Here is a 4,277-nt window from a genome sequence, read left to right as displayed (position 1 = left end):
CGCTGGCCCTGGACGTTATCCCGGAAATTGAACAGGGAGTTTCCGAGATGAAGCGCGTGACCCGTCCAGGCGGCGTGGTCGCTTCCGCCGTTACTCAGTTCCTTGGTGGAATGGCCGCCTGGGACCTCGTTATTCACACCGGTTCTGTGCTTCAGACCGACTTCGCCAAGCTGAGGTCCATGCGGGCGGGGCGCCAGCTCTTCTGGCCTAACGGTCAGGCGGCGTTGTGGCGGAAGATTGGCCTCGCCGATGGCTTTGAGAGCCGGCACAGCGAGACTGTGGACTGGAAGCCTTGGCCCTGTAGGTGCGCTGCGCCGGTCGGACAGCCGAGGCGCTTGATCTCCGGGTGCATCCGCTGCCCAGTCGCGGCGACCCGCTTCCGTGTATCCGCCAGCGCCGCCCTGGTGCGCGCCGAGATCATCTTCCTCTCGGCCTGGGCGGATCACCGCCATAATGCCGATGACCAGCTCGTTGGCCTCGGGCATCTCGCAGGCGACGAACCGGACGCCAGCCTCCTGCAGGAAATGGGCGTCGCGACTCAACCGATCGAGTTTGGCGATCAGGAGCGTCGCCCCGGTGAGCCGCGCATGCTCCATCGCCTTCAGCAGCTCCGGCCGGTTGTCCGAACGCTTGCCGGACTCAATCTCGGTGAAGGAGGCGACGAGCTTGGCGTCGGCGCCTTTGCTCGAGATGAAGGCGGCGACAGCGGACTGCTGCGCCTCGAGGCCGAGACCGCTCCGGCCCTGTTTTTCCGTCGAGACGCGACGACCCCGGCTCTTGCGCCCGGCGAGCCTCCGTCAGAGCCAGCGCCCGCCCCGTCCCGCGCGGCGGCCGTGCTGGAAGCGGCTGGCGGGCTGAGCAGCCTTCGCCGCCAGCACATGCGACGGCGGCCGTGCTGGCGTCGGCAAAAAAGCCCTAGGCGAATTGCGCCAAATCAATTCTCGGCACCGTCCAGGAAGACAGAACGGGCGCGAAGGTGGGAACGGAGGGCGCTTCTGTGCGGTGCTATTTCGTTAAAAACGCGAGAATTGTCGCGCTCAAAGAACTCCCCGGTCTTTCCTGCGACGAAGCTGTGGAGATAGCTCGGGCAATGTTCAAGGAAAGCGCTTCGTCCTACGATGGAGTCGAGGTCTGGAGTCTTACAAGAAGGATTTACCGGCAGAGTCGCATAGCCCGTGAGCCTGGGAACTCAGCCGCGCCCCTGCGACCTCATGATCGCGGCGCTTATGAACGGCGACATGGTGCAGGCGGGTCCTGTACCGGGATGACCTGTTGAAGACGAACCCGGGGCGATCGGGTTTCTGACAGGGAATCAGCGACTGCCGAAGCAGCTTCGACAAAGGCGCATAGATCGCTTCGCCGGCGCTGTCAGGGGCCCGCGCCTCAACCGCATCCACCAAGCACGTGCGGCTCAAAACCACATATCACCGTCCGGGAGGTAATATAGATGACCGAGCACGATCTAGAGGAATACGAAGCTCGATTGCTCTGGTTCAAAGCACTGGACGCTGCCACTGAGGCGGCTCTGGCGAGGATTCTTGCCACTCTTGCGTCTAACCGGAAAGCAGGTCGGAGGCGTACAGGCGCAGAAATTCCTCGTCTTCCACCGCAAGGATCACTAGCTTCGCAGCTTCGCCCATAGAATCCCCTCCCTCTCTGCCCCTGAGCAACGCTAAGCTGGACTGAAGCGTGAACATGGCGTCCGCGACCAGGCGGCCTAGGCCTGCGCCGCGAGATCAGTGAACCGCGCCCCGCAAGGCCGGAGGAAATCCCTCGGCGCTCGCATGAGGCCAGCGCCATGAGAACGTCCGGCAGGACCGCGTCGGCGCCGAAGCGCTGCACGAGGCCGTCGAGGCGACTAGCGCCCGCGTAGCTCGGGCGCATCGCTGGCGCCCCTGAGTATATTACGCAACGTGACAAGGGGCGCCAAAGGGGCCACCGTCCAGGCCTCCCCCGGCCTCCCCCCGGGCGACCAAATGGGAAGCATAACATGCGGTGCTATTTCCTTAGAAACGGCCATATCGTAGCCGTTGAGGAACTTACCGGCCTCTCGGACAAAGAGGCCATCGTAAAGGCCGAGGTGCTGTTTTCGGAGAGCGAGATCCCTGTGGGGGCCTTTGAGGTGTGGGATCAGACGCGCGTAATAGTCAGGCATCCGTCCATCGCTCAAGAGCCGGCATGGGCCGGCGGTGGACCAGCGGCAATGGAAGGCGAAGCGCGATGGCACATGGTTTTGATGCCGAGCTGATAACCATGCAGCGACAAGTTCTCACTCTCTCGTGCGGTGGGCGGCGGCAATGGGCGCGCGGCCCCCGCGGGGCCGAGGGTAAAGTCACCCTGTCGGCCCGGCGCAAGCTTGACCGCCAGCCGCGCTTCGCCGCTAGGAGTGGACGATGTACCGAGTGACGTTCAACAGGGCGCATGAGGAGCCGGGCCAGATCGCTACGGCGCAAAAATTCGCCGAGGCCCTTGCAGTCGCCAGAAAAGCGGGAGCTTTGCTGCACGAAGGAAAGGGAAGCGGGCAAGATTTTGTCTTCGATGTCTCCGGGCACGAAGGCGACCACAATTTCGCGATCTGGATCCGAAACGCTTAAGGCGCCCAAAGTCCGCGAACAGCGCGCCGCGCAGCTTTGAGAAGTCCGCCCGCCACTGGCATGAGGCCAGCGCCGTCAAGACGTCCGGCAATGCAGAATCCTGCACGGCCGCTTTCGCCAATGAGCCAAGCCAAGCGTCGCCCATCGCGGTACCCGCGCGCCTGCCGCGCTTGTTGACGCCTCCAAGACGGAGGCCATCTAGTGCTGGGACGACACACGTAAAGGACTGAAACAATCCCTCCCTGAATGATCACTTTCGAGACGAGCCACAAGCCATGCGCGCAAATGCCACCCCAAGAATGAGCGGATCAAGCGCCAATATTTCACCTATCTGGAAGACGCGAAGCGAGTGGCGTCGGTCGACCAGGTTGCGGCGGCGATCGCGCAGTTCGAAGCGACGACCGGACACCGCGACTTCGCGGCCTTTCATTACGAACAGGCCCGAAAGTTCAAGCGGGTGCTGGCCGACGCGACCCATCCTGCGACCGGCAAGCCGCTTGCCAAGGCGACAATTTACTCGCGGCTCATGGCGGTGAAAGCCTTCTTCGTATGGCTGGCCGGACAGCCGGGTTACAGGTCGCGGCTTACCTACTCGGACATGGAATATTTTAATCCGTCCAACAACGATGGGCGGATCGCCAGAGCTGACCGCGAGAGGCCCACTCCCACGCTCGAACAGATCCGCTCCGTGCTGAGCGCAATGCCCGCCGACTCGGACATCGAAAAGCGCGACCGCGCGCTGATCGCCTTTGCCATTCTCAGCGGCGCCCGCGACGATGCAATCGCCTCCATGCTGGTCCGACACGTCGATCTCGATCGACGCACCGTTTTTCATGACGCACGAGAAGTGAGATCGAAGAACCGGAAGACTTTCACGTCGACCTTTTTCCCGGTCGGGGAGGATATCGAGGCGATCGTCGACGAGTGGATCGCTTTTCTGCGGGACGAACTCTTGTTCGGGCCGGATGATCCCCTGTTTCCGGGCACGAAAGTCGCCGTCGGCGTTGATGGCCTCTTCGCTTCAGCTGGCCTGGATCGGGTCGGTTGGCGGAATGCGACAGCGATCCGGCGGATCTTCCGATCGGCGTTTGCCCTCGCGGGACTGCCCTACTTCAACCCCCACAGCTTTCGGAAGACGCTGGCTGCGCTTGCCGAAAAGCTCTGCAGGACGCCGGAGGAGTTCAAAGCCTGGAGCCAAAACCTCGCCCACGAAAGCGTGCTGACCACTTTCACGAGTTACGGAACAGTCGCAAAGGATCGCCAGTCCGACATTCTGAACGCGATGCGAGACAAGCCGACGATCTTGCACGGTCCTGAGCCGGATCCGAGGACGGTCCAGCAGGTTCTCGCGTTTCTCCAGAAGAGGGCGTCGTGATCGGCAGTCGCTAGGCGTTGCGAGCGGACGCGATTGGAAGTTGGTACATAAATTGGTATTCGAGAAAAGCGGAGTCGACAAAGACCTTACGGATCAGTCATTTATGATCGCGTTTGGATTCCTCGTATGACACTCAAATGCTTCCGAGCGACTGAGACGATCGACGGGTTTCCCTCGGACTGCGGACCTTCCAAGATCCCTCCGCAACGACAAAGGTCCGCCCTGAGCCGTCATTCCTCGCGGAAAGTTCTCCGCCGGAGAGGAAGATTTCGGGGAAGCCGTCTCCGCCGCAGTGGAAGACGGCCACC

General features: G+C 62.2%; 3 protein-coding genes and 1 pseudogene. 3 read left to right on the top strand and 1 reads right to left on the bottom strand.

Annotated features, from left to right (window positions below; genetic code table 11):
- Positions 1-704: pseudogene (locus tag ACLP25_RS06975) on the bottom strand (recombinase family protein); the annotation flags it as partial.
- A 1,286-nt stretch (positions 705-1,990) separates the two neighbouring features.
- On the opposite strand from ACLP25_RS06975, the gene ACLP25_RS06970 reads away from it, so the two are divergent.
- The 3 genes from ACLP25_RS06970 to ACLP25_RS06960 all read left to right on the top strand — a co-directional run bounded on the left by ACLP25_RS06970 (position 1,991) and on the right by ACLP25_RS06960 (position 3,969).
- Positions 1,991-2,248 carry a hypothetical protein gene (locus ACLP25_RS06970; RefSeq protein WP_442468490.1) on the top strand — a complete coding sequence of 86 codons (258 nt, stop codon included), beginning with the start codon at positions 1,991-1,993 and terminating at the stop codon, positions 2,246-2,248.
- A 145-nt stretch (positions 2,249-2,393) separates the two neighbouring features.
- On the top strand, positions 2,394-2,594 hold the full coding sequence (locus ACLP25_RS06965) for a hypothetical protein (protein ID WP_442468489.1): 201 nt from the start codon (positions 2,394-2,396) through the stop codon (positions 2,592-2,594).
- 349 nt (positions 2,595-2,943) lie between these two features.
- Positions 2,944-3,969 (top strand): site-specific integrase, encoded by a 1,026-nt coding sequence (locus ACLP25_RS06960; RefSeq protein WP_442468488.1) that lies wholly within the window; start codon positions 2,944-2,946, stop codon positions 3,967-3,969.
- Positions 3,970-4,277 lie beyond the last annotated feature (308 nt).

This window comes from Roseiarcus sp. (assembly GCF_052145395.1).
GTDB lineage: Bacteria > Pseudomonadota > Alphaproteobacteria > Rhizobiales > Beijerinckiaceae > Roseiarcus.
Note: the sequence above shows the minus strand (reverse complement) of the source record. Positions and strands in the feature narration are given on the sequence as shown.

Bases quoted from the DNA above. Each gene is read 5' to 3' on its own strand.
- ACLP25_RS06970 (WP_442468490.1), top strand. From the start codon at position 1,991: ATGCGGTGCTATTTCCTTAGAAACGGCCATATCGTAGCCGTTGAGGAA.
- ACLP25_RS06965 (WP_442468489.1), top strand. From the start codon at position 2,394: ATGTACCGAGTGACGTTCAACAGGGCGCATGAGGAGCCGGGCCAGATC.